Annotated in this window: 23 protein-coding genes and 1 riboswitch; of the genes, 17 read left to right on the plus strand and 6 right to left on the minus strand. The window is 38.7% G+C overall.

Going from position 1 to position 22836, the window contains the following annotated elements; all coding sequences use genetic code 11:
• The first annotated feature begins 111 nt into the window (after positions 1–111).
• The 10 genes from TSYNT_RS04540 (at position 112) to TSYNT_RS04585 (ending at position 10240) form a co-directional block, all read left to right on the plus strand.
• Positions 112–801 (plus strand): transaldolase family protein, encoded by a 690-nt coding sequence (locus tag TSYNT_RS04540; protein WP_059032148.1) that lies wholly within the window; start codon positions 112–114, stop codon positions 799–801.
• A 378-nt stretch (positions 802–1179) separates the two neighbouring features.
• Complete coding sequence (yycF, locus tag TSYNT_RS04545; RefSeq protein ID WP_059032158.1) at positions 1180–1869, plus strand: response regulator YycF; 690 nt, start codon at positions 1180–1182, stop codon at positions 1867–1869.
• Between the two features lie 11 nt (positions 1870–1880).
• Complete coding sequence (locus TSYNT_RS04550) at positions 1881–3653, plus strand: ATP-binding protein (RefSeq protein ID WP_059032163.1); 1773 nt, start codon at positions 1881–1883, stop codon at positions 3651–3653.
• A gap of 199 nt (positions 3654–3852) precedes the next feature.
• Positions 3853–4269, plus strand: a complete 417-nt coding sequence (locus TSYNT_RS04555) for a hypothetical protein (RefSeq protein ID WP_059032165.1) — start codon at positions 3853–3855, stop codon at positions 4267–4269.
• Positions 4270–4285: 16 nt separating this feature from the next.
• Entirely contained in the window at positions 4286–5563 is a 1278-nt protein-coding gene (gene yycH, locus TSYNT_RS04560; protein WP_059032167.1) for a two-component system activity regulator YycH, read from the plus strand.
• Between the two features lie 5 nt (positions 5564–5568).
• Positions 5569–6423: a two-component system regulatory protein YycI gene (yycI, locus tag TSYNT_RS04565; protein ID WP_162780987.1), complete on the plus strand. Its 855-nt coding sequence runs from the start codon at positions 5569–5571 to the stop codon at positions 6421–6423.
• A 103-nt stretch (positions 6424–6526) separates the two neighbouring features.
• The gene (locus tag TSYNT_RS04570; protein WP_059032171.1) at positions 6527–7687 is read left to right on the plus strand and encodes a DUF362 domain-containing protein; all 1161 of its coding nucleotides are present in this window, start codon (positions 6527–6529) and stop codon (positions 7685–7687) included.
• Positions 7688–7891: 204 nt separating this feature from the next.
• Positions 7892–8758, plus strand: a complete 867-nt coding sequence (locus TSYNT_RS04575) for an amino acid ABC transporter substrate-binding protein (protein ID WP_059032173.1) — start codon at positions 7892–7894, stop codon at positions 8756–8758.
• A 71-nt stretch (positions 8759–8829) separates the two neighbouring features.
• Positions 8830–9474 (plus strand): amino acid ABC transporter permease, encoded by a 645-nt coding sequence (locus tag TSYNT_RS04580; RefSeq protein ID WP_059032174.1) that lies wholly within the window; start codon positions 8830–8832, stop codon positions 9472–9474.
• Between the two features lie 13 nt (positions 9475–9487).
• Positions 9488–10240, plus strand: a complete 753-nt coding sequence (locus TSYNT_RS04585; protein ID WP_059032176.1) for an amino acid ABC transporter ATP-binding protein — start codon at positions 9488–9490, stop codon at positions 10238–10240.
• A gap of 9 nt (positions 10241–10249) precedes the next feature.
• Here the strand turns inward: TSYNT_RS04585 and TSYNT_RS04590 are convergent, their stop codons facing one another.
• The 5 genes from TSYNT_RS04590 to TSYNT_RS04610 form a co-directional block, all read right to left on the minus strand.
• Positions 10250–12643 carry a homocysteine S-methyltransferase family protein gene (locus tag TSYNT_RS04590; RefSeq protein ID WP_059032178.1) on the minus strand — a complete coding sequence of 798 codons (2394 nt, stop codon included), beginning with the start codon at positions 12641–12643 and terminating at the stop codon, positions 10250–10252.
• On the minus strand, positions 12624–13292 hold the full coding sequence (locus TSYNT_RS04595; protein ID WP_059032181.1) for a vitamin B12 dependent-methionine synthase activation domain-containing protein: 669 nt from the start codon (positions 13290–13292) through the stop codon (positions 12624–12626). Before TSYNT_RS04595 ends, TSYNT_RS04590 begins: the two co-directional genes overlap by 20 nt.
• 61 nt (positions 13293–13353) lie before the next feature.
• A complete protein-coding gene (locus tag TSYNT_RS04600; protein WP_059032182.1) occupies positions 13354–14076 on the minus strand; it encodes a UPF0280 family protein in 723 nt (240 codons plus the stop codon).
• A gap of 18 nt (positions 14077–14094) precedes the next feature.
• Positions 14095–14331 carry a 4Fe-4S dicluster domain-containing protein gene (locus TSYNT_RS04605; protein ID WP_059032184.1) on the minus strand — a complete coding sequence of 79 codons (237 nt, stop codon included), beginning with the start codon at positions 14329–14331 and terminating at the stop codon, positions 14095–14097.
• Positions 14324–15505 (minus strand): homocysteine biosynthesis protein, encoded by a 1182-nt coding sequence (locus tag TSYNT_RS04610; protein WP_059032187.1) that lies wholly within the window; start codon positions 15503–15505, stop codon positions 14324–14326. The genes TSYNT_RS04605 and TSYNT_RS04610 overlap by 8 nt, the downstream gene beginning before the upstream one ends.
• A gap of 107 nt (positions 15506–15612) precedes the next feature.
• Positions 15613–15727, minus strand: a riboswitch (SAM riboswitch).
• Between the two features lie 297 nt (positions 15728–16024).
• Here TSYNT_RS04610 and TSYNT_RS04615 point away from each other — a divergent pair.
• The 7 genes from TSYNT_RS04615 to argH all read left to right on the plus strand — a co-directional run bounded on the left by TSYNT_RS04615 (position 16025) and on the right by argH (position 22070).
• Positions 16025–16561: an HdeD family acid-resistance protein gene (locus TSYNT_RS04615; RefSeq protein ID WP_059032189.1), complete on the plus strand. Its 537-nt coding sequence runs from the start codon at positions 16025–16027 to the stop codon at positions 16559–16561.
• Positions 16562–16940: 379 nt separating this feature from the next.
• Positions 16941–17657: an AzlC family ABC transporter permease gene (locus TSYNT_RS04620; protein ID WP_083497648.1), complete on the plus strand. Its 717-nt coding sequence runs from the start codon at positions 16941–16943 to the stop codon at positions 17655–17657.
• The gene (locus TSYNT_RS04625) at positions 17650–17964 is read left to right on the plus strand and encodes an AzlD domain-containing protein (RefSeq protein ID WP_238142632.1); all 315 of its coding nucleotides are present in this window, start codon (positions 17650–17652) and stop codon (positions 17962–17964) included. The genes TSYNT_RS04620 and TSYNT_RS04625 overlap by 8 nt, the downstream gene beginning before the upstream one ends.
• A 32-nt stretch (positions 17965–17996) precedes the next feature.
• Positions 17997–18476 carry a 23S rRNA (pseudouridine(1915)-N(3))-methyltransferase RlmH gene (gene rlmH, locus TSYNT_RS04630; protein WP_059032193.1) on the plus strand — a complete coding sequence of 160 codons (480 nt, stop codon included), beginning with the start codon at positions 17997–17999 and terminating at the stop codon, positions 18474–18476.
• A gap of 73 nt (positions 18477–18549) precedes the next feature.
• Positions 18550–19356, plus strand: coding sequence for a lipid II flippase Amj family protein (locus tag TSYNT_RS04635; RefSeq protein ID WP_059032195.1), 807 nt, complete (start codon positions 18550–18552; stop codon positions 19354–19356).
• 123 nt (positions 19357–19479) lie between these two features.
• Positions 19480–20691, plus strand: coding sequence for an argininosuccinate synthase (locus TSYNT_RS04640; protein WP_059032196.1), 1212 nt, complete (start codon positions 19480–19482; stop codon positions 20689–20691).
• Positions 20688–22070: an argininosuccinate lyase gene (gene argH, locus TSYNT_RS04645; RefSeq protein ID WP_059032199.1), complete on the plus strand. Its 1383-nt coding sequence runs from the start codon at positions 20688–20690 to the stop codon at positions 22068–22070. The genes TSYNT_RS04640 and argH overlap by 4 nt, the downstream gene beginning before the upstream one ends.
• A 2-nt stretch (positions 22071–22072) precedes the next feature.
• Here argH and TSYNT_RS04650 read toward each other — a convergent pair whose 3' ends face one another.
• Positions 22073–22774: a Crp/Fnr family transcriptional regulator gene (locus TSYNT_RS04650; protein ID WP_059032201.1), complete on the minus strand. Its 702-nt coding sequence runs from the start codon at positions 22772–22774 to the stop codon at positions 22073–22075.
• Positions 22775–22836: the final 62 nt, after the last annotated feature.

Raw genomic sequence — 22836 nt, forward strand, 5'->3', positions numbered from 1 at the left:
ATCTTAAAATAAATATTGGTTTTTTAGAAACTATTTTAGAAACTTTCAGAGTAACTATAGGGCAAGTTAGAGATTTGTAGAAATTATTATAATTTTTAGGAGATGACTGAAGTGATTTATAGTCTAGATTCGGCAGATATTAATACAATTAAAAAAGGTTTGGAGAAATTTCCAATAAAAGCATTTAGCATGAATCCGTCAATTGCGGCAAGAGATTTAAAAGGATCAAGGAAATCTTTTTTTGAATCTTTGCAAGAGATACGAAAAACAATTGGAGAAGATGCAGAATTATATGTGCAGGTTGTTGGAGAGTCTGTTGGTGAGATGGTTGAAGATGCTAAAATTATAAGAAAAAACGTTAGCGGAAATTTGCTCATCAAAATTCCTGCGTGCGAAAACGGATTTAAAGCCATACAATTATTAAAAGAAGAAGGGTATAAAGTAGCATGTACAGCTGTGATGACACTTAATCAGGCTCTGCTTGCTGCAGCTGCTGGAGCAGATATAATTGCAGTTTATATAAGTAGGATTAATAAAAATGGAGGAGATGGCATTAAATTATTGGAGGATATTACTAAAGCCTATAAATTGTTAAATTGTAATGTTATGATAAGCGCTGCATCAATAAAAGATCCTAATACTGTTGAAAGGGCTGCTTTAGCAGGTGCCCAATGCGTAGCTGTAAGCTATGAACTGCTTGAAGCATGTGCTACTCATCCACTAACCCCTATAACATTAGCTGGCTTTAGAAGAGATTGGGAAGATACTTACGGAAAAAATAAGAGATTATCCGAGCTATAATAGAGCAAAAATTTTAAAAAATAAAGTGCGATTACTTCTAAAAAAGTCATAATTTAAAAGGCTGCCATAAGGTTTTGACGCTACATCGGCAGCCTTTTTTTCTTTACAAATTCTTCAACTGTAATATATTTGTAACATAAATGCAATACTTGTTTAATAATAATCACTTATAATAAAAATCAAGCAGTCAGCAACAACAAACGATCCCCCCTTTTTAAATGCGGCAGAAGTGCCGCTTTTTCTTGTACGAAATTTTCTTTCGCCTTTTTTCTGCTAAATATTTTTTAGATAAAGGACCCGGAAAAATGAAGAAAGCTCAAAAATAGAAGGAAAAACATAATTTTTGACGAATATAACTAATAACGGGGGTGTTTGTTCTTGAATGAAAAGATTTTAGTAGTGGATGATGAAAAGCCGATTGTAGATATTCTAAAGTATAACCTTTCTAAAGAAGGTTACAATGTTTTGACGGCTTATGACGGGGATGAAGCGATTGAAATCGCTTTAAAAGAAGATCCTGATTTAATATTGCTGGATATTATGCTGCCCAAGCAGGATGGTTTTTCAGTGTGTAAAAAACTTCGGGAAAAGCTTACAAGTCCTATTCTTATGCTTACGGCGCGAGGGGAAGAAGTAGACAAGGTCTTGGGCCTTGAACTTGGAGCAGATGATTATATTACAAAGCCTTTCAGCATGCGGGAACTTATGGCGCGGGTGAAGGCGAATTTAAGACGTATGGCCTTTTCAGAGCCTGATGAAGATGCTGAAGTTATAAAGCAGGGAGACTTAGAGCTTGATTTAAAAAGCTATGTTGTAAGGAAAAACGGAAAACCCCTCGATCTTACATTTAGGGAGTTTGAACTGCTTCGCTACCTTGCTGCTCAGCCGGGTCAGGTTTTTACCCGCGAAAAACTTCTTGAAGAAGTGTGGGGTTATGAGTATTATGGTGATATACGCACTGTTGATGTTACAGTAAGGCGCCTTAGGGAAAAGGTGGAAGATGACCCTGCAAATCCCGAATATATTATTACAAAAAGGGGTATAGGCTATTATTTTAAGAAGCAGTAAGGTGGTTTTGAATGTTTAAAAGCATCCAGTGGAAGCTGGTTATTATATATATAATGCTTATATTGCTGGCTATGGAGATTGTAGGAGTTTTCATGATTCAATCCATGGAAGATTATCATATCGATACTTTAACCAGCACATTGGACAATAAAGCCCAGCTAATTTGCGGCTATATAGAGCGACATTTAACACCTGTTGCCCATCCGGAAGATATAAACGATGTTATAAAAGGATTCGGCCAAGAGATGGTAATCGCAGTTTTAGACCCTTCAGCAAATATTATTACATCTACAGATGATACAAGATTTCAACCTAATACAAAACTTTTTGCCCCTGAAATAACTCAAGCTACTTTTGGGACAGCATCAAAAGACATACGCGTTGATCCTAAGAGCAAGATTGCTTATATGTACTATGCTTATCCGGTAAAAAGCGGTGGTAGTGTTGTAGGCATTATATATCTAATCGCTTCTATGAAAAGCATATACGACACCATTGCAAATACAAAGACTATTTTGCTTACTGCTACCTTGATAAGCCTAGCAGCCACGGGAATAGTTGGTTTTGCCCTCTCAAAAACGATAACAGGTCCCATACAAGAGGTTACAAAACGAGCTGCATCTCTTGCAAGCGGAGATTTTGACCAGCATATAGAAGTAAAATCTAATGATGAAATAGGAAAACTTACCGATATGTTCAACTTCCTTACAATGCGCCTAAAAGAGACCATGGAAGAAATATCGGACGAAAAAGAAAAAATGGAAGCAATTTTGCTGAACATGGCAGATGGCGTCATAGCGCTAAATAACGAGGGCGAGGTAATACACATAAATCCTGCCGCCCGGCAAATGCTTTCTCTTGATGAAACTTTTAACGGCCAAAACATTTCAGCTCAACAATTAGGAAGGATCCTTAATATTGACATGGAAAGCCTGTTGAAAAACAAGCTTAGTAACAGTGAAACCCTTATAAGCACAAATGATGCAATATTAAAGTCTATTTATGCGCCATTGAGACGAGAAAATCGCATAGTTGGACACATTTTTGTATTTCAAGATATAACGAAACAGCAGCGCTTGGAAAACATGCGCAAAGAGTTTGTGGCAAACGTATCTCACGAGCTGCGCACACCGCTTACTACAATAAAAAGCTATGTGGAAACATTGATAAGCGGTGCGATGGATGAAAAAGAGATAGCGCAGCAGTTTATGAATGTTATAAATGATGAAACAGACAGGATGACTCGCCTTGTAAACAATCTTTTAGAACTGTCCCGCCTTGACAACAAGCAGGTTAAGTGGGATATGAAGCTTATAGATGCTAAAGATGTCTTAATTAACGTGGTCAACAAGATGGATATGAATATTAAAAGAAAAAACCAAATCCTCATCGTAAATACGCCGGATAAGGTGCCGGAAATATTTGCAGACCGGGATAGAATAGAGCAAGTCTTTCAAAATATCCTCAGCAATGCTTATAAATATACTCCTGAAGGAGGAAAAATCTATCTAGATGTAGAGGCAGCAGACAATATCGTGAGAATAAAATTCAGGGATACAGGAATCGGAATACCAAAAGAAGATCTTCCACGGATTTTTGAGCGTTTTTACAGGGTTGACAAAACCAGATCCAGGGAGATGGGGGGCACAGGCTTGGGTCTTTCCATAGCAAAAGAAATCATAGAAGCTCATGGAGGCAAAATACTTATAGACAGCGAAGTAGGAGTAGGCACAACTGTTACCCTTGAAATTCCTGCAGTAGCTGCTACTCAGACGATAAAATAGGAAAGCTCATGAAAAATTCTGAATTTCTAAGTAAAAATCTCTAGAAAATCCTTCTATATGATCATACAAACAAATGTAATTTATATTTAATAGGCCTGTAACAATTCTGTAATGTTGCTAATTTAAACTAAACATAGTAGAGATAGAAAAGGGATTCAAGCCCGGCGTTTGTTTTTTATTTTGGAAAGGGAGATTATTTATGAGGAAAAAAATTGCAACAGTCATGATGGTGTTTATTGCTGTTTTGATGCTATTTTCTCCCGCAGCTAAAGCAGATGAGGCGAAAAATTTTATTAATTTAAGCGAGCCTAAAGACAATTATATGACATCTGCGGGCAAAGTTTTGGTTAGCGGAGAAACCGTGCCAAATTCAAAAGTAGTGGTCCTCATAAACGGCAAGCAAGACCCGAAAGAACTTTCGGTTGGCGCAGCAGGCATTTTTGTAACCCAAGTATCAATTTCATCTAAAGAGAATATTATTACCGTTAAAGCCTCATTTCCTTCAGGAGACACAGAAACGGTTTCACGCAAGGTGTATCAACTTGAAAAAGGGCAAGAGTTGCCGGAACTTGGCTCCCTTATACAGACTCTCAAATCATTTCTCATTTTAAAATAAAAAGGCGGTGTTGCCATTGTCGAGGGATTCTATCCTGGGCTGGAGTTTTATCCTGCTTGTGGCCATCAGCCTTTTTCTTTCTTTTAACATTTGGTCGAAAGTTCCCGGCCATTTGCCGTCTGCAAAAACCATTCAAAATACTCAGGAAGTAACAGATCTTTTAACTCCTATCAAGCCTGAAAAAATCTTGGTATATTTGGGCGATTCTTTTACTACAGTTCTAAAACCATCTTCATATTTCTATGATAAAACCTGGGATGTTTCAAAAAAACTAATTGCTTTATCTTTAACTGCAGCTCCGGAAGAAGTGGATTTGGCAAAACAAGATTACTTTATCCACAAAAATGGTATGGAAGTCGTATTTCCTGCGCCGCTGCCGATGTCATTTATAAGGCAGCTTTTTGATATTAGTGCAGGCGAGGCATCAGGTTCGGAAGAAAAACTCATTCGTTCATTTTTGGTTATAAAGGATAAAGAGCTTATGTGCTATTTGATAGACAGCAGTGGAAATTATTATAAGATTGGACAAGTTCCTGATACTGCCGAAATAGACGCTCTTATTAAAGAAATAAACGACTCTGATCCTCCCATGTATGCAAAACTTACTGCAGGCGTAAACTTAAAAGTTGACGGAGAGGTGTATGTTTCGCTTTTGCCGTATGAGCTTCCTGTGTATTCCTTTAAAAGGGAACCTGTTGCTGAAAAAGATATTGCATCTACATTTTTTGCAGATTTTTCCATAATCAGAAGGATTGAGGAAAGGGACGGCACCATAATATACACCGATGGTCAGCAGGGACTTAGAATTTATAGCGATGGCCGTATCGAATACAATTTTCCTGCGTCTGCGGAGCAGAAGAAAGGCTCAAGCTTGTATGAAGCTTTCAAGACAGCAATAGATTTTATAGTATCTCACGGAGGCTGGCCGGAAGGCTGCTACCTGGCATCTTATGAAATGCCCGGCAAGACACAGAAAGATTCCTCTTATACTTTTAATTTCAGGCTTAGAGTGGGCGGACTTAGTGTTGTAAACTCGGGAGACTATATCAAAGTAACTGTTGAAGATAACCGGGTAAAGTATTATTATAGAGAAGTGACGTGGCTGCTAAAACAAGAAGGCATTAAAGACCTTATGACTCCTGTAGAAGCATTAAATACTGCGGTTGCTACGAAAAATATAAGGGCATTAAGCGACATTTATCCCGGTTATATGGCAGAAAGTAATATCCTAAAACCTGTGTGGATTGTTAAAACGGGAGACCTGGAGGTTATTATACAAGACCTTTCGGAGTGATTTTTTTGGATTGGAAAAAAGCAATAAGTATTCTTACAGCATCTTTTATAGCGCTCAATATATTTTTAGCAATTAATTTGTATAGACAGGGGAAGTCTGCTGATGAATTCAGTCTTACACCGGGCCAACAGGAAGAGATAAAGAAATTTCTAAAAGAGAAAGGGGTTGACCTAAGTGTTGAAAGTTTAAAGGAAGGTCGGCCCCAATCTTTGCTTGAAGTAAGTTTTGAAAAAATAGATGAAGAAGAAGTGCTGAAAAATTTTTTTGGTGAAAAAGAGATCCCGGAAGTTATTGAAGTTCAGGATAGTAGAAAATATACCTTAGAAAATCAACAGCTGATAGTAGCAGATAACGGATTTATAACATATTTTAATAATAACGAAGAAGTTATATGGCCGAATCTTACAAGAGAACAGGCAGAAAAGGAAGCTGAAGATTTTATTAAGGAGCAGGCAAAAATTACAAAAGGAGCGGTGCTCGACAAGGTAACATATGATAAGGAAAGCGGCGGCTACTTATGCGAATATGTGCGCTACTATGACGGCTTTTTCATTGACAACAGTTATATTACAGTGCTTGTTACCCCATCCGGCATTAAAACATACTATCAATGCTGGCTCAAGCCTTTAGGATATGTAGGCAAAAAGCGTGGTGTAATTTCACCTCTCATAGCTATTATGAGAGTTATCAATGAAGAGGAAACAATGACTTTTCCTATTGCAATAGTAGAGGTAAAACAAGGCTATTATTCAAAAATCTATGATGCAAACAGATGGCAAATGCCGCCGGTATGGAAGATAGAGTTAGGAAATGGACAAGTCTACTATGTAAATGCTTACACAGGAGAAATGGAGCAATAAAGTTCTACTTTCCTAATAACACTTTATACTATCTGAAGGGCAGTACTATTATAAAATTTATTACCCGGGGAATAAAAAAAATTAATTAAAATGGAGGCTTGCAATGAAAACAAAGATTTATTTTGCCGATGCCAGAGTAAAAACTTATGATTATAAGAATAGTTTTGTAGCAAAATTCGAGCAGATTTTAAATATGATTGACTTTAAAGAGTTTATAAATGAAGGGGATTATGTAGCCGTAAAGACACACTTTGGGTCGCAAGGCGCCCATAGAATTGTGCGGCCTATTTTTTTAAGAAAAGTGGTAGATAAAATCAAAGAAGTAAACGGCAAACCTTTTGTTACGGATACCGTAAGAATTCCCGGATTGGAGTATTTAGATGTAGCAAATATGGAAGGCCTGAATCATCTTTCTGTAGGAGCACCGGTAATTTTAGCAGATGGTATATTTGGAAGGGATCAGGTAAAAGTAAAAAGCGGGCCCTTTTTAAACGAAATAGGGGTAGCTTCTGCTATATATTATGCGCCTGCCATGGTGGTGGTATCTCACTGCAAAGGCCACGTAGAATCCGGGTTTGGCGGTGCCATCAAAAACCTTGGCATGGGAGGAATAAGTTGTAAAGCGCCCTGCAGTGAAGCCGAAAGAGGCAGAATACATATTACAGAAAATAAGCGTATAGAGTGGGTTGAAAGTAAATGTATCCGCTGTATGCACTGTGTGGATGTCTGCCCCCATCACGCAATAGACCTTATTGACAATAAAATAGTAATTAATGATGAAAAATGCACAAAATGTGGTCGCTGTACTAGAGTCTGCGAACAAAAGGCCCTTTTTATACCGGATAAAAATGAGGATTTTCAGGCACGGCTTGCGGAATCGGCTCATGCTGTGGTATCCACCTTTAAAAAGGGCAGAATTTTGTACATCAATTTTATTACCGAAGTTCAACCTGAATGTGATTGTATGCCTCTTGCTGACACACCCATTGTCCAAGACCAGGGTGTTATGGTATCCTTTGATCCCGTAGCTATCGACCAGGCAACAATTGATATGATAAACGGAGCCCAACCTTTACCTCAATCTAAAGCAGCAGATAAAGACGTAAAATACGGAGAACCGATTTTAAAAGCAGTAACGGGCAAAGATGCTCAATTGCATATTGATGCAGCATATAAACTCGGCATGGGAAATAAAGAATACGAATTTATAACAATTGATGAAAAAGAAGAAAGTGAAAAAGTTGAGCCGGATACAAAAGGCTAAGTAAGGTCAATGAGGCAATTCCTTTGGCTTTTATAAGCGATGGCAGTCCGATGATATACTTAAATCTATATAGCCGTCTAAACTCTACATGAGTATAGGCGGCTTTTTAATTATTGTTGACAAAAACACTTTTACACTTTATCATATTAACGTAATGAAGTAGAATTTTTAGGTGTGAAATTAAAAAAAGAGGGGAAGGATACAATGAAAAAAGGTTTTAAAATCGGAATCGTAGTAATACTTGTTTTAATTTTGGGTATGTTTTCTCTTGCAGGGTGTTCGAACAATAATGCAGCATCAAATACAGATGATAATAAAGCTTCTCAAGAAAATGAAAGCCAACAGGCTGGTGCAAGCGAAGATTCTTTTGACAAGATAAAACAAGTGGGAAAAGTTGTTATGGGACTTGACGATACATTCGCACCTATGGGCTTTAGGGATCAAAATAATGAAATCGTAGGTTTTGATGTAGATCTTGCTAAAGAAGTATTTAAACGTAATGATTTGGAATTGGTGCTCCAACCCATAGATTGGTCCATGAAAGAATCAGAACTTAATGCAGGAAATATTGATATGATTTGGAATGGATATACGATTACAGATGAACGAAAAGAAAAAGTGGCATTTTCAAAGCCCTATCTTGACAATAGACAAGTAATTGTTGTGCTTAAAGGTTCTGATATTAAAAGCAAGAACGATCTTGCCGGCAAAAAGGTAGCGGCACAGACCGGTTCCAGCGCTGTAGATGCCATGAATACTGAAGCTGAATTAGTGAAGTCTTTTGACGGAGGAGGACCTGTGCTTTTTGACACAAACAACGAAGCCTTTATGGACTTAGAGGCAGGAAGAGTTGATGCTGTAGTAGCTGATGAAATCCTTGCACGCTACTATATCAAACAAAAAGGTTCAGATAAATACGTAATTCTTGATGAAGACTTTGGAAAAGAACAGTATGGGGTAGGCTTTAGGAAACAAGATAAAAAGCTTTTGGAAATGGTCAATAATACACTTGATGAAATGAAAAAAGATGGAACCTATGAAACTATATACAAAAAATGGTTTGCAGAATAAAGAAACAGGAAACCGGTAATAGCTTTGTAGGACAATACAAGAAATCATCACAAAAGTAAAGGAAAATTATCATGCTTGAATACATTTTAATACTTATGCCGGCTTTACTTTCAGGGCTCGAAGTAACTTTAAAGGTATTTTTCTTTACGCTTATTCTTTCTATTCCTTTAGGGATTTTAGTGGCATTGGGAAGACTTTCTAAGATTAAACCTTTAGTGCTGTTGATGGAGCTTTACATCTGGGTTATGCGGGGAACACCATTGCTTTTGCAGATAGTAGTAATATTTTTTGGACTGCCTATTATCGGCATAACTTTTGACAGGTTCCCCGCTGCCATCCTGGCATTTGCTCTAAACTACGCGGCATATTTCGGTGAAATCTTTAGAGGTGGTATTGAGGCTATTGATAAAGGACAATATGATGCGGCAAAAGTCCTTGGATTTAGCCCGCGGCAAACTTTTGTAAGGATTATACTTCCCCAAATGATAAAAATTGTTTTGCCGTCAGTTGCAAATGAAGTAATAACACTTGTGAAGGACACATCCCTTGTATATGTAGTAGGGCTTGGAGAGCTTTTGCGCGCAGGAAAGATAGCATCGAACAGGGATGCTTCTCTGGTGCCTCTTATTGCGGTGGGATTTTTCTATTTAGCTTTGACAGCTATACTTACATTTGTTTTTCAAAAGTTAGAGAAAAGATATTCATATTTTCGATAAGGGGAATTAAATTATGGCAGTTCTTAGTGTAGAGGGCCTTTATAAAAGCTTTAAAGGCAAAGCTGTATTAAAAGATATAACTTTTCAACTTGCTCAAAATGAAATACTTGCGATAATTGGCCGCTCTGGTGTGGGAAAAACCACACTTTTAGGCTGCATTAACAATCTTGTCCGGTGCGACCGAGGCACAATAATAGTTGACGGGATGTACCTGTGCAAGGATGAAAATGGGACAAGCGTGTATGCGAAACCTGCCCAAATCCTTGAGATAAGAAAAAAAGTAGGATTAGTTTTTCAAAATTTTAACCTTTTTCCTCACATGTCTGTATTGGAAAATATAATAGAAGCGCCGATAAATGTATTTGGCGCTTCTAAAAAAGAGGCTGAGGGCAAGGCACGAGAATTATTAAAAATGCTTGATTTAGAGGATAAAGCAAACTCTTATCCCTTTGAGCTTTCCGGAGGGCAAAAACAAAGAGTGGCTATTGCCCGTGCCTGTGCATTAAACCCAAAAATAATGTGCCTTGACGAACCTACTTCCGCTCTTGATCCGGAGCTTAGAGAAGGCATAGCATTAATTGCCGAAAAACTGGCAGCCGATGGAATGGGTGTTTTAATAATAACTCATGATATGAATTTTGCAAAAAGAGTAGCACACCGCGTAATATTTATGGATGAGGGACGAATTGTTAAAGAAGCTGGAAAAGAAGAGTTCTTTAACAACATTGAAAATGAAAGAATAAAAAGTTTTGTTATGATGGACTAAAGTAGATAATTAGGCACTAAAAAATTCTTGGGCTATTCTTACGGCTTCTTGCGCGTCTTTTCCGTAATAGTCTGCTCCGATATTTCTTGCAAATTCCGGATTAAGAACTGCTCCCCCCACCATTATCCCGCAGTCAAGTTCCTCTGCTCTTATCGCCTTTATTGTTTTAGCCATATTTTGCGCTGTGGTTGTCATCAAAGCACTCAGACCTACAAGTCTTACATTATGTGCTTTGATATGTCTTATAATTTCTTCTTCAGGCACATCTTTTCCAAGATCTATCACATCAAAGCCATAATTTTCAAGAAGTATTTTCACAATATTCTTTCCTATGTCGTGAATATCCCCTCTCACTGTAGCCAGGATGATTTTACCTTTGCTGATACTGGTATTTCCCGCGCCTGTTTTTACAATATAGCTTTTTATAGCCTCAAAAGCGCTTTTTGCAGTCTCTGCAGACTGAATAAGCTGGGGCAAAAATATTTCTCCAGTCTCATATTTTCGGCCGACTTTATCTAGAGCAGGGATGAGATATTCATCAATTATTTGAGTGGGAGTTAAGAAGTTTAGCATTTCATTGACTTTAGACTGAGCATCTTCTGCAAGGCCGTTTATTATAATACTTTCAATATCGCCTAAATCTGAAGAGGCTAATACTTTGCGGGCATCAGGCTCCTTTTCTGCACTGGCATATTCACTGATGTAATATTTTGCATACTTGTCGTGCCCCCACAGCACATTAAAGGCATTTACCGTCCCCATCACTTCTTTATCGGTAGGATCAATTATTGGCGCATCAAGCCCCGCTTCAAGGGCCATTGCAAGGAAAGTGCGGTTTAACAAAGAGCGATTAGGAAGACCGAACGAAACATTGCTTACACCTAGGACGGTTTTGACGCCAAGATATTCCTTTACAAGCCTTACAGCCTTTACGATTTCTTTTACGTCATCTTGCTGAGCAGAGGCTGCGATTACAAGGCAATCGATAAGCAGATTTTCTTTTGATATACCATATTCTTCGGCTGTTTTTACTATACGCTCTGCGATCTTAAATCTATCCTCAGCTCTTGATGGGATGCCATTTTCATCTAAGGTTAGGCCTATAACACAGGCTCCGTATTTTTTAACTATGGGGAAAATGTCATCCATTATTTGTTTCTTGCCGTTTACAGAATTAATTATCGGTTTACCATTATAAATTCTTACAGCAGCTTCAATTACATCGCTGTTTGCACTGTCTATTTGAAGAGGAATACTGATAGAGCTGGAAAGTTCTCGAACGATATTGAGCATCGTAGCTTTTTCATCTATTTCAGGCAGCCCCGCATTTACATTTAAAATATGTGCTCCTGCATCTTGCTGGAGCAAAGCCTGACGAAGGACGTATTCCATATCACCGCTTTTCAATGCTGTTTGAAGACGCTTTCTGCCAGTGGGATTGAGCTTTTCTCCGATAACAGTTACTCCATCGCCGATTATTACCGTTTTTGAAAAAGAGCTTACAGCTGTCATTGGCTTAACATGCCGTTTTACAGGCTTTAAACCTGAAATTGCGTTTCTAAGAGCCTTTATATGGTCATAGGTTGTGCCGCAGCAGCCTCCTAAGATTATAGCGCCTTTTTCAGCTATCTTTTTCGCGTATTCCGCAAATTCTTCGGGCCCTACATTAAATATGGTTTTTCCATCTACGAGTTTTGGCATGCCTGCATTAGGCTGAGATATTACCGGCAGTGTTGAATATAAAAGGACCTCTTCGATTATTGGCAGCATTTCGCGGGGGCCTAAAGAACAATTTATACCTAAGGCATCAACGCCAAGACTCGAGACAACATTTACCATTGTCAGAGGATCTGTGCCGGTAAGAGTTCTTCTGTCTTTTTGAAAAGTCATTGTAGCTATTACAGGCAAGCTTGTGTTTTCCTTGGCTGCAAGTATGGCTGCCTTCATTTCATAAATATCTGACATTGTTTCTATTAAAATTAAATCGGCACCTGCTTTACTGCCAATGATTAATTGTTCTTTAAAAAGATCATAAGCATCTTCAAAGGACAAAGAGCCATATGGCTTCATAAGCTGTCCAATGGGACCGATGTCTAAAGCTACGAGCTTTTCTTGGGCAGTTTCAAGTGCTATATTTACACCGGCACTTACAATTTCGGTTACATCATATCCGTATTTTTCAAGTTTTAGTCTGTTTGCACCAAATGTGTTTGTTGTAATCACATCTGCGCCGGCATCCAGATACCCTTTGTGGACCTTTTTAATAATTTCAGGATGAAGAATGTTATAGCTTTCCGGAAGCTCTCCTGCTTTAAGGCCATATGTTTGAAGCATTGTGCCCATTGCACCATCGAAAATTACAAAGTTTGAGAAGTCGATTTTCTTATTCAAGAAGGCTTTCATCCTTTCTATATTGGCAGTTTACAGCAGAACATGACATACATTTTGTGCGATTCTCGCCTTTGAGGGGCATAGTCTGCCTAAGCCCCATAATTGCTGTCAGAGATTTGCGGGGAGAAAGCAGGAAGCTTTCTGTAACAGAAAGGCCGATTTTTCTATATGCATCTAAGGCTTGAAGTATCTCAAATTGAAAGTGAAGGGGGAATTTTCCGTAACCGGGTCCATATCGAAAAGTTGCATACAAATCTTGCGCTAAAGCTATTGATTTAACTTCTGAATCTGCCTTGCTAAATAAAGACTCAATAGCGGCTGAAGCGCATGCATCTAGGATAAGGCCCTTTATGGGCTGAGTCTTCATGTATAGCAAAATCCTTCTGTCAATTTCTATACCGAGCGTAGCAGCTATTAGTGCTACTTTTGATGAGTCTTTTAAATAATGCAGTATATCATCTTCACTAAATATTATGTTGCTACCTCTGAGAAAAAGCACCTTATTTTGGCGCTTTATATCAAAAATCTCATAAGTATATTTAGGATTTGAAATATCCTGTATCTCATGGGTGCATTCATCCACTAATTTTATCGTATCCGGGTTTGGCTCGATACCGCCAAAGCCCAGATAGCAGAACACATTTTCATATTCGATATTCATGATAGCTCCCCGAAAAATTCAAACTTTACTTTTAATATTTTAATCGTCTAACTTATAGTAATTATGGTCTGGTAAGGGTAATATTTCCCCATACCCCCATCTTATCTTTTATAATAATTAAAACTCCCTCCACACCTGGAATAGATCTTGCAAAATCGATTCCGGCCTGTATATCCTCAGGGGTTTTGACTCTATTACCAACAGCAGTTGCAGCAGCATCAGCCAAAAGAGTGTCGTGGGATACCACCACTGCCGCATCGGCTTTGCCAAAACTTAGTGAATGCCCTACCGTCCCGCTAGAAGTACATACCCCTATCGAATTTTCAGATGGTGGAAAAAGTAAGGCAATTTTATTTGAGAGAGGTGATTTACCGGCATATACCAATACATGCCTTTCGCGGCTACTCTTAATATATATATCGCCGCCGTTTTCAATTATTATTTCATCACTGTATTTTTCAAGAGCCTTTCCTACATACTCACTTATAGCGCCTGCTACGGCAGCCATAGGTCCGACGCCGGCGGCTCTTGATGCACGACACATATGCTTTACTATGACAGGAGCATCCTCTGCCGGGTTTACAGGCACAAGGCTTGTTAAAAATTCAGGGCAAGACTTTATATAATCTGAAATCTCGCCCCTATATTTTTTAAGTTCTATTGTCGCCTCATTTTTCAAATCGGATTTAGAAATAATCTCTAAATCCGATTCGTATTCAGTAACATTAAATTTTACAAGACCTTCTGCCTTCATATAATCTCTGTAAAATCGTTTTTGATACATATTTGCCTCCGAAAATACTTATAAAGCCGCAGCAGCTGCAGATGGCAAGTCTTCTGAATCGCTGCTTATAGCGCGCAGAGGGCAAGCACCTATGCACAGCATACAACCCTTGCATTTCTTTATATCATATTCTAATTTCCATTCTTTGGTGTCAAAACATAACGCTTTTGTACTGCACACTGCAGTGCATGCACCGCATTCCACGCATTTTTTCGATTCTATATAAATTTTTTGCCTATATACATTTTTACTCATCTTCAAACTCTCCTTCCCTTACTTCTTCAAGAGTATTTAGCTTTGCAACTTTACCGAAATGTTCTATCGGTTCCTGCAGCGTAAACTTCTTCATTTGTATCCAGCGCTTTAATTCTGCTGCAATTTCCCGAGCCTTGCTTAAACTTGAAAGCGGCGTAGTTGGTATTTGCCGTCCCTCGAAAGTAACTGTTCCGCTTCGAAGCTGGGCGTAACTTACTTTGCCGAGTATCGGCCTTGAACGTCGGCCGGTGCTGTAATCAACAATATAGGTATATATATCCTTATTTTCGACTGCTAAATTCATCAACATATCTTTATCAAGCACAGGTATCGGAATTCCTATGCCTACAAACATCGAGGTACCGTATTTTTCAAATACCGCGGGCTGAATATAATCACAACTCATCTCTTTTAAGTTGCCGATAACTGCTAAAGTTGCTGCAGAACCTATAGGAACACCATTTGTCTCGCGCTCTACTTCGGTTAAAAATTGAGTTCCCTGCCATGCTACATAACCTGGGGCACCTGCTAAAAATATTCTAGTTCCTATGCCGATTGTCCGAAGATACGGATCATTTAACAATGGGCTTAGCTCGCCTGCGGTAGAGTAGTTTATATTTGCCATATTGGGCTGCAGAACTCCCATATAGGTATACAAAGTTCGTGATGAAGTATTAGTAGCTGCATTGTAGTTTTGATAGCAATTCCTCGGGTTAAAAAGATAAGCCTCATTTACTGAATCCTTTGTTATATAAGTATCAATTTCTTTCCTCGGATAGCAATCCGTTCCCGGCGATGTGGCCTGCAAATGTATTTTCTTTCCTGATATTAAATCACATATTACATGAGCACCGCCATATTCTATACCTCTGTCTGTTGAAGTTTCGGTGGCGCCTAAATATGCATCAACTGCTGCAAGGCCGGCATGGGCAGGCACATTGTTCAGCAGCACCTTGGTCATTCGGATGGGAGGGTCGCTGTGGCCGAAATTTAAAAACGCACCGGAGGAGCACATCGGGCCAAAGGTAGCAGTGGTTACAACGTCTACATATTTTGTAGCTTCATCTACGCCCTTCTCCTTAACTATATCAATGATTTCCTCGGCTGTGACAACAACTGCGGTTCCGTTTTTGATTTTTTCGTTGATTTCTTCGAAAGATTTTTTGACTTCCATTATAAAAATGCCTCCCTGGAGTAAAAAATTTTGCAAAATAAAAGCTGCTTTTCGATAAGAAAAGCAGCTCGTTGCTTTGCGCACACAACAAATAAAACAGGCTGTTAATCTTATCTCTCAGGATTATCACTATCCTGCAGGAATTGACACCGATGCATTCTAATGGAAAATGCCGGTTGTCGAGCGTCATAGGGCCCGTCCCTCAGCTACTCTGGATAAGATGTTTTATTCAGTTTTGTTTATTTTTTATTAGTTTACATTACTTGATAAAGTTTGTCAAGGGTATTTTACCTAAGTTTGAGAAAAAGTTGTGACAGCAGCATGGCGAATCATGATAGGAGAACACATAGAGACGGTTCGAGACCACTGAACACATGGGGACGGTTCTTTTGTGTTGTCAGACAACACAAAAGAACCGTCCCCATGTGTTCTGACTGACTGAATTAAAATTATGGTAATAGTAAAATAAATATGTTAATATTATATATAGAAACAAACCCAAAAAATGGAGGCGATTATATGAATTATATGAAAAAATCAGAAAGATCTATTATGATCATATCTATTCTATTTATTGTTTTAGGAATAATACTAATTGCAAAACCTGAATTTTCCCTAATAGCTATATGCCGGCTCTTTGGTATTATAATACTAGTCCCGGGAATAATCCAGCTTGCAAATTTCTTGCGCAAACCTACAGAAGAAAATATATTTGGATTAGATCTTGTCTTTGGGCTATTTTTTATTTTGCTTGGTATCTTTATGCTAATTGCTCCTAAAGCAGTTGTTTCTGCATTTCCTCTAATGATAGGGATAGTGATAATAATTGACAGTATACTGCGTCTGCAATTATCAATTAATCTAAAAAGAATAAGTTATGACAGATGGTGGGTGCATCTTTGTTTTGCTATCTTGACAGGCGTGCTTGGAGTTTTACTGGTCTTTAATCCTTTCGCGGGTAGCGTCATTCTCACGAGAATCATCGGCATTACATTAACTATCAGTGGTATTGTCAATTTAATCGGCATAGCACATATTTCGAAAGCTTTCAAGTAAATAAATAAGAATAGATGCTTTCAAGATACACGAATATCAAGCCTTGCGGGCGAACTTTCCTTGCCTGTAAGGCTTGATTTATGAAATTAAATAATATAAAAGTATAAAAAAGAAAAGCTTAATTAGTAGAAAAACAAGCTTTGTTTTGATAGAATATAACAGGCATATCGACTTCAGTAATGCATAAATTAAGAAGCATAAGGCAATTAAATTTGCTGTATTAATATATATAATAATCATCAAACGGAGACTGGCAGCTAAGAAGCTAATGAAGCCGAGAATCTCCTGCTTTCAAATAAATATAAGGTGGAGAAGTTTAATTCACACTAAAGGATACATTTCTATAAATCCTAGAAAGAAAAGAGGAAGGTTGCGCTAATTGAAGATACATACAAAAGAAGAATTTTACAAAGGATTGATGCATGGGATTCCGATTGCCCTAGGTTATATACCAGTTTCGTTTACCTTCGGTCTCATGGCGGTAAAAGGCGGCATACCGGCACTAGCTGCAATTTTAATTTCAATGACTAACTTAACATCGGCAGGACAATTTGCAGGGATGAATTTGATTATAGAAGGGGCTTCTCTTGTTGAAATAGCTTTAACAACACTTATAGTAAATCTGCGCTATATGCTCATGTCTATCTCTCTTTCACAGAAGCTTTCAAATAAAATACCGGCATTTAAGAAATACATACTTGCTTTCGGAATAACAGATGAGGTTTTTGCAGTATCTGCCGTGCAGCCGGGGGAGGTAACTTCGTCTTATATGTCAGGCCTTGTTACGCTTCCCTATATCGGTTGGACAATAGGGACAATAATGGGTGCTTTAGCATCTTCGCTATTGCCTCAAATGCTTCAAAACTCTATGGGTATAGCCCTTTACTGCATGTTTATTGCAATAGTAGTTCCTGCCGCAAAAAAATCTATAGCAGCTCTTGCAGTAGCTTTAATAGCAATATTTATCAGTTCACTATTTACCTGGGCGCCTCTTATAAGCTCCCTGTCTGCGGGGTGGGTTATTATAATTGCTACAGTTGTTGCCTCTAGCATTGGAGCCATCGCGTTCCCAAGAGAGGATGATGAATGTGACTAAAACTGATCCATATCTTGCACTTATTGTCATGGCTGTCGTAACTTATTTAATAAGGGTTGCGCCTATTGCTCTCATAAAAGGAAAACTAAAATCAAGGTTTCTTAAATCTTTTCTGTATTATATGCCCTATGCTGTTTTAGGAGCTATGACATTTCCGGCAATCCTTTTTTCTACGGGGAATATAGTGGCATCAGCGCTGGGCGGCGCTTTTGCGTTATTTTTAGCTTATCATGATCAAGAAATGATAAAAGTTGCAATAGGAGGAATAGCAGTGGCTTATATTTGTCAGCTTTGGCTAGGATTTTAATATATTAATTTTAATTAAAAGGAAATGCTTTCATGAACATAGATATTATTTGCGTAGGCAAGATAAAAGAAAAATACCTGCTAGACGGCATAAATGAATATAAAAAAAGACTTTTGCCTTACTGCAAATTGCGCATTATCGAAGCCATAGAGCAAAAGGCACCTGAGACCTTAAGCGAAAAGGAGAAAGTTCAGGTATTAGAGCGTGAAGGAAGGGATATTCTCCAAAAATTAAATCCTTCTTCATATATAATTACATTGTGCATTGAGGGACAGCCGCTTTCCTCCGAAGAAATGGCTAAAAAGCTCAGTGATCTTATGATAGACGGCAGGTCACATGTTACATTTATCATTGGCGGCTCTTTAGGCCTTTCCCCGGAAGTTAAAGCCCGAGCAGACCTTTCCCTTTCGTTTTCAAAACTTACCTTTCCACATCAACTGATGAGGCTAATATTGATTGAGCAAATTTATCGATGGTTTAAAATAATACACGGTGAACCGTATCATAAATAACAATAGGTAGGCGGCAGTTATTGATCTCGAATATTTTGCGCACTGAAAAAATCTTATATGAGGGGCTGAGCTTGTGGAAGAGTTTGAAAAAATAGCAGTGATTTGCATACTTACCATGATAATCCACAGTGTTGATACCCTATCTTACTCAACACGCATAGCCGGTATCCGCACAAAAAAGCTTGCTGTGGCGCTGTCTCTTTTTAACATTATAGTTCTTGTTTCAAGAACATCAAATATGATTCAAGCTCCTCTTGTAGGAAGCATAGTAGATTCTGCCATCAAGTTTGGCAGGCAGGATATATTAGGCGATTTTCGGCTAATAATACTGTCGGCCACTATTGGAAGTATCGTCGGCGCTATGTTTATACCTACATTTATTAATATATTTACATATGCCATAAATCGGTTGGAAATAGTTGGCTCAGTTCCTAATCTCCTCATGCATACCTTTTCTATAAATGCGCTAAAAAAAGTCAAGAAAAGCATAGCACCTCCCAGCACAAGATATCTCAAACAAGTTCGCTATTCAGGCATTCCTATAAGTCTTGTAGTGTATCACACCCTCATAACTTCAATTTACACGGTAGGTATATTGGCATCAGTATACGCAGGCGTGGTAATACCTGCTTACCGCCTGACGGCAAGTCAGCTTTCCGGCATTATAAACGGTGTGGCTACAGTGCTGTATGCGGTTGTTGTAGATCCGACAGCTGCCCTAATAACAGATCAAACCCTTCAGGGGAAGCGACCGGCAAAAGATGCCACTTCTCTGGTGACGCTGCTTGTATGCGGCAAGATAGGCGGGACGCTTTTAGGACAACTCATATTTTTACCGGCTGTAGATATCATAGTTTATTTTACAAAACTTATAATATAAATCTAAAGAGATGTATGGCTGTGAAAAAATAAGCAGACATATAGTAAATTTTAAAGATAGTTATTGCATAAATATGCAATATAGTGTATAATTATCAAATAATACGGATACGGAGGTAAAAATATGAGTAGTAAAAAAGTAGTATTAGCTTATTCAGGGGGGCTGGATACATCAGTAATAATTCCATGGCTTAAGGAAAATTTTGATTATGATGTAATAGCTGTAGCTGTTGATGTGGGACAAGGGGAGGAACTGGATCCTCTTAAAGAAAAAGCGATAAAGACAGGTGCAAGCAAGATTTACATAGAAGATGCAAAGAAAGAATTCGTAGAAGATTTTATATTTCCAACACTGAAAGCAGGCGCTATATATGAAGGCAAGTATCTTTTAGGAACATCTATGGCACGTCCTGTTATAGCCAAACGGCTTGTAGAAGTAGCAGAAGCGGAGGGAGCAGAAGCTATAGCCCACGGCGCCACCGGCAAAGGAAATGACCAAGTTCGATTTGAGCTTACGATTAAAGCATTAAACCCTCATTTGAAAATAATCGCACCTTGGAGGATGTGGGATATAAAATCACGAGAAGAAGAAATCGAATATGCCCAAAAGCGGGGGATACCCATACCGGTAACTAAGGAACATCCTTACAGCATGGATCGCAACTTATGGCATCTAAGCCATGAAGGCGGAGACTTGGAAGATCCGGCAAACGAATCAAAGGACGATGTCTGCCTTATAGTGACACCACCTGCTAAGGCTCCGGATGTTCCTACATATGTGGAAATAGGCTTTGAAAAAGGTGTGCCTAAGACGATAAACGGCAAAAGTTATGAGCCGGTAGAACTGATAGAGGAGCTGAACGAAATCGGCGCCAAAAATGGCATAGGAATTGTAGATATGGTAGAAAACCGGTTGGTTGGCATTAAATCTCGGGGCATATATGAGACACCGGGGGGAACTATACTTTACCTTGCACATAAAGAATTGGAGTCGATTACCCTTGACCGCCAGACGTCGCACTTCAAGGAACACGTAGCCCAAAAGTTCGCAGAACTGGTATATGATGGCTGCTGGTATACACCTCTTAGAGAAGCACTGTCGGCTTTTGTAGACAGCACTCAAGAAACCGTAACCGGTACAGTGCGCATGAAGCTTTATAAAGGAAATTGCACCCCTGCCGGTATTAAATCAGATTATTCACTATATGATGTGGATCTTGCCACATTTGGCGAAGAGTATGTGTACAACCAAAAAGATGCGGAAGGTTTTATAAACCTTTTCGGCTTGCCGCTTAAGGTTAGAGCCCTTATGATGGAAAGGAATAAGAAGTCATGAAGCTTTGGGGCGGAAGATTTACCAAAGAGGCAGATAAGGCTATGGAACGCTTTAATTCATCCATATCTTTTGACAAGCGCCTTTACAAATACGACATAAATGGCAGCATAGCACATGCTGCCATGCTTGCAAAATGCGGCATAATAAGCCGGGAGGATGCAAAAAGCATAATCGAAGGGCTTAAATCTATATTAGATGATATAGAAAGCGGAAAGCTTAAAATATCTGAAGATGCAGAGGACATCCATACCTTTATAGAGCAGCAGTTGACCTGCCGTATAGGAACAGCAGGGCAACGCTTGCATACGGCTCGCAGCCGCAACGACCAAGTGGCTCTTGATATCAGAATGTATTTAAAAGATGCTATAAGTCAAATACAGCAGTTACTAATTTCTCTAATGGAGACAATTACTGATGTGGCATTTATTCACATAGATACCATAATGCCCGGATATACCCATCTGCAAAGGGCACAGCCGGTGACTCTTGGCCATTATTTGATGGCATATTTTCAGATGTTTAAGCGAGATTATGAGCGGCTGGGCGATTGTTATAAAAGAGTTGATATTATGCCCTTAGGCTCAGGAGCTTTGGCTACCAGTACCTATCCTATAGACAGGCATTTTGTTGCAGAAAAACTCGGATTTTCATCGGTTTCAGAAAATAGTATGGATGCAGTATCAGACAGGGATTTTGAAATAGAATTTTTAAACTGTGCCGCCTTGATAGGTATGCATCTAAGCCGTTTTTGCGAGGAACTTGTGATTTGGTCCTCCGCAGAGTTTAATTTTATAGAATTAGATGACGCGTTTTGCACCGGAAGCAGCATTATGCCACAAAAGAAAAACCCTGATGTTGCAGAGCTTATCCGCGGCAAAACCGGCAGGCTTTATGGTGATCTTATAAGGCTTTTTACAGTTATGAAAGGCCTACCATTAGCATATAATAAAGATATGCAGGAAGACAAAGAAGCTATCTTTGATGCAGCTGACACTCTTACAGATTCAATTTCCATATTTTCAGCCATGCTTTCTACCGCGACTTTTCATAAAGATGTAATGTTAAAAGCAGCTTATGGCGGTTTTACAAATGCCACAGACGCTGCCGATTATCTTGTAAAAAAAGGGATGCCCTTTAGGCAAGCTCATGAAATTATAGGGCGTTTGGTGGTATACTGCATTGAAAACGGCAAAGATTTATCTACTATTTCCATTGAGGAGTATAAGCAGTTTTCTGACTTATTCGATGAAGATATCAAAGGCGCAATAGATTTAAAGACTTGTATACAAAATAGAAAGGTTTATGGCGGTCCATCCCGAGAAAGCGTGACTGTCATGATAGATAATGCAAAAAAATTTTTAGAGGAACATAAAAAATAACTTTATTCCACATACCGTCTTAAAGCCTTGACATCCTTTATTTTGATTGTTGAGCGGTGATAATCGATAATCCCTTCATCTTTCATGCGGCTCATTTCCCGGGACATGGACGGTCGAGATACATTTAAAAAATCTGCCATGTCGTTTCGATTCATGGGTAAAACAAATGTAGTTTTACCCGTTTTTTTATATTGGTCCAGTAAGAAAGCGCTAATTTTACCCCTCATACTTTTAATTGTCAGATATTCAACCTTCTTATTTAACGCCAAAGCCCGTTCGGATACAATCTTGAGCATATTAAGTATTAGGGTTTTGTGCCATGGGCACACCTTATCGCACTGACCTGTTATCTTTTTACCTGAAAGAAAAAATACAGCGCAGTCTTCCGAAGCTATAACTGTGGAAGGCCAGACCGGATTTTTTGAAAATATCACCATCTCTCCAAACATATCCCCGGGCTGCAGTATCGCAATAACCAGCCGATCGCCGGCAGAATTTTCTCTTACTACGGCTGCCTTGCCCTTCAACAACACCCCCACCGACTCAAAAGCATCTCCTGCCATAGCGATAAGCTCATCCTTTTTGTAATCGCATATCCTCGGCTCAAGACAGCCCATCATGAGAGACAATTCATCTTTTTTTATTCCTTCAAACAAAAGAGTTTCAGGCAAAACGCTTGCTTTTACATCAAAAATATAAATCACCCACTTTTTGTAGCCATAGCTACCGAAATATTGTCTATATTTTACTACTATATAGTTAAACA

It is taken from the genome of Tepidanaerobacter syntrophicus (assembly GCF_001485475.2).
Taxonomy (GTDB): Bacteria; Bacillota; Thermosediminibacteria; order Thermosediminibacterales; family Tepidanaerobacteraceae; genus Tepidanaerobacter; species Tepidanaerobacter syntrophicus.

Coding starts and splice junctions, on each gene's coding strand:
- TSYNT_RS04550 (WP_059032163.1), top strand. CDS start 1,881: ATGTTTAAAAGCATCCAGTGGAAGCTGGTTATTATATATATAATGCTT.
- TSYNT_RS04555 (WP_059032165.1), top strand. CDS start 3,853: ATGAGGAAAAAAATTGCAACAGTCATGATGGTGTTTATTGCTGTTTTG.
- TSYNT_RS04570 (WP_059032171.1), top strand. CDS start 6,527: ATGAAAACAAAGATTTATTTTGCCGATGCCAGAGTAAAAACTTATGAT.
- TSYNT_RS04575 (WP_059032173.1), top strand. CDS start 7,892: ATGAAAAAAGGTTTTAAAATCGGAATCGTAGTAATACTTGTTTTAATT.
- TSYNT_RS04580 (WP_059032174.1), top strand. CDS start 8,830: ATGCTTGAATACATTTTAATACTTATGCCGGCTTTACTTTCAGGGCTC.
- TSYNT_RS04585 (WP_059032176.1), top strand. CDS start 9,488: ATGGCAGTTCTTAGTGTAGAGGGCCTTTATAAAAGCTTTAAAGGCAAA.
- TSYNT_RS04590 (WP_059032178.1), bottom strand. CDS start 12,643: ATGAAAGCCTTCTTGAATAAGAAAATCGACTTCTCAAACTTTGTAATT.
- TSYNT_RS04595 (WP_059032181.1), bottom strand. CDS start 13,292: ATGAATATCGAATATGAAAATGTGTTCTGCTATCTGGGCTTTGGCGGT.
- TSYNT_RS04600 (WP_059032182.1), bottom strand. CDS start 14,076: ATGTATCAAAAACGATTTTACAGAGATTATATGAAGGCAGAAGGTCTT.
- TSYNT_RS04605 (WP_059032184.1), bottom strand. CDS start 14,331: ATGAGTAAAAATGTATATAGGCAAAAAATTTATATAGAATCGAAAAAA.
- TSYNT_RS04610 (WP_059032187.1), bottom strand. CDS start 15,505: ATGGAAGTCAAAAAATCTTTCGAAGAAATCAACGAAAAAATCAAAAAC.
- TSYNT_RS04615 (WP_059032189.1), top strand. CDS start 16,025: ATGAATTATATGAAAAAATCAGAAAGATCTATTATGATCATATCTATT.
- rlmH (WP_059032193.1), top strand. CDS start 17,997: ATGAACATAGATATTATTTGCGTAGGCAAGATAAAAGAAAAATACCTG.
- TSYNT_RS04640 (WP_059032196.1), top strand. CDS start 19,480: ATGAGTAGTAAAAAAGTAGTATTAGCTTATTCAGGGGGGCTGGATACA.
- argH (WP_059032199.1), top strand. CDS start 20,688: ATGAAGCTTTGGGGCGGAAGATTTACCAAAGAGGCAGATAAGGCTATG.